General features: G+C 68.7%; 1 protein-coding gene. It reads right to left on the reverse strand.

Annotated features, from left to right (window positions below; translation table 11 throughout):
* Nucleotides 1-20 precede the first annotated feature (20 nt).
* Nucleotides 21-922, reverse strand: a protein-coding gene (locus tag NBZ85_RS31400) for an IS5 family transposase (RefSeq protein ID WP_498041286.1) whose coding sequence is annotated in 2 segments (ribosomal slippage) — nucleotides 21-511 and nucleotides 511-922 — 903 coding nt in all. Because the reading frame shifts where the segments join, the coding sequence is not laid out codon by codon here.
* Between the last annotated feature and the right edge of the window lie 43 nt (nucleotides 923-965).

Genomic DNA, 965 nt, shown 5'->3' on the forward strand with positions numbered 1-965 from the left:
CTAGGGCCTGTTTGGGAAGTTCATCGGGGTAGCCATTCGTTGATCGCGGCGATGGTGACTGTTGCTTCGTAGCGAACGGCGAGTTTGTCGTAGCGGGTCGCGACAGCCCGGTGGCGTTTGAGTCGGTTGATGCCGCACTCCACGGCGTGGCGCTGCTTGTACGCCTCCGGGTCGAAGTGGGGCGGCCGCCCGCCGTGGCTGCCGAGTTTCTTGCGGTTCGCGGCCTGGTCGGTCTTCTCCGGGATGGTCGTACGGATCCCACGCCGGCGCAGGTAGGCCCGGTTCCCCTTCGAGCTGTACGCCTTGTCCGCCAGCACCCGATCCGGACACGTCCGCGGCCGGCCCCGTCCCGGCCGAGGGACCCGGATCAGGCCCAGCACCGCGGTGAACTGCGGGCTGTCCCCACGCTGCCCGGCGGTGACCAGCAACGCCAACGGCTTCTGCCCCTGCTCACAGGCCAGATGCAGCTTGGTCGTCAACCCACCCCGGGACCTCCCGATCCCATGATCCGCCGGTTCGGTGTCAACACCACCCGGGGACTCCCGCTGGAGATCCCCTTTTTCGACGCCCCCGCCGCATGCTGATGCGCCCGCGCCACCGTCGAGTCCACCGACACATCCCAGGTGATCAGCCCCGCCGCGTCCGCCTGGACCTGCAACGCGGCCAGGACCCGCTTCCACGTCCCGTCACGCTGCCAGTCCCGGAACAGCCCGTACACCGTGCGCCAATGCCCATACCGGGCCGGCACATCCCGCCACGGCGCCCCGGTCCGCGTCCGCCACCGGATCCCATCGATCAGCTGACGCCGAGACCAGGTCGCCGGCCGGCCAGACTTCTTCTTGTCCGCCTCCGACGGCAGCAACGGCTCCAGCACAGCCCACTGCTCGTTCGTCAGGTCACCCCGCGCCACACAACCGATCATGCAACCCGAAAGTCACCACCAGATCCACGGTCAGCCTCGGGAC

The sequence above is a fragment of the Frankia tisae genome (assembly GCF_025403405.1).
In the GTDB taxonomy this organism is placed as follows: domain Bacteria; phylum Actinomycetota; class Actinomycetes; order Frankiales; family Frankiaceae; genus Frankia; species Frankia tisai.